Origin of the sequence: Pseudomonas sp. SCPG-7, assembly GCF_002156405.1 — a bacterium.
Lineage (GTDB): Bacteria > Pseudomonadota > Gammaproteobacteria > Pseudomonadales > Pseudomonadaceae > Aquipseudomonas > Aquipseudomonas parakoreensis.
This window is the reverse complement of record NZ_MVOO01000046.1, coordinates 1-570: the sequence shown is the minus strand read 5'-3', so window position 1 is coordinate 570 and position 570 is coordinate 1. Positions and strand designations below refer to the sequence as shown.

At 63.3% G+C, this 570-nt stretch carries 1 protein-coding gene; it reads right to left on the bottom strand.

Translation table 11 applies throughout. From position 1 onward, the window contains the following. On the bottom strand, positions 1-570 hold a 570-nt coding region (locus B1722_RS28475), incomplete at both ends, for an Ig-like domain-containing protein (RefSeq protein ID WP_256578875.1).

The window sequence follows — 570 nt, the reverse complement described above, 5'->3', positions numbered from 1 at the left end:
CGTGAACGTGGCCGTCCAGGTGATGCCGCCGTCGCTGCTGCTGACTGCCGACAACGTGCCGTTGGCAATCGTCAGGTCGGCGTTGGTGAAACCGCTCACCGCTTCGCTGAAGGTGATAGTCACCAGCGAGGTATCACCGATTTTCAGCGCGTTGTCGGCAATGATGATGGTCGCAGTCGGCAGCACGGTGTCGATGGTGTAGTTCGGCGAGCTGGTGGTGCCGGTCCCGTTGTTGCCGGCCAGGTCGGCGATGCCGGTGTTGTTCAGGACAATCAGGTTGGTCGCATCGTTGACGCCCACGGTCGGCGTGAACGTCGCCGTCCAGGTGATGCCGCCATCGCTCGACGCGACATTGCTCAAGGTGCCGTTGGCGACGCTCAGGTCGGCATTGTCAAAACCGGTCACGGCTTCGCTGAAGGTAATGGTGACCAGCGAGGTTTCTCCGGCACTCAGGCTGCTGTCGGAGAGCACGATGGTGGCGGTCGGGCGCTGGCTGTCGACGGCATAGTTGTTGGAGTCGGTGGTGCCGCTGCCGGCGTTGCCCGCGAGGTCGGCGATGCCGGTGTTGTC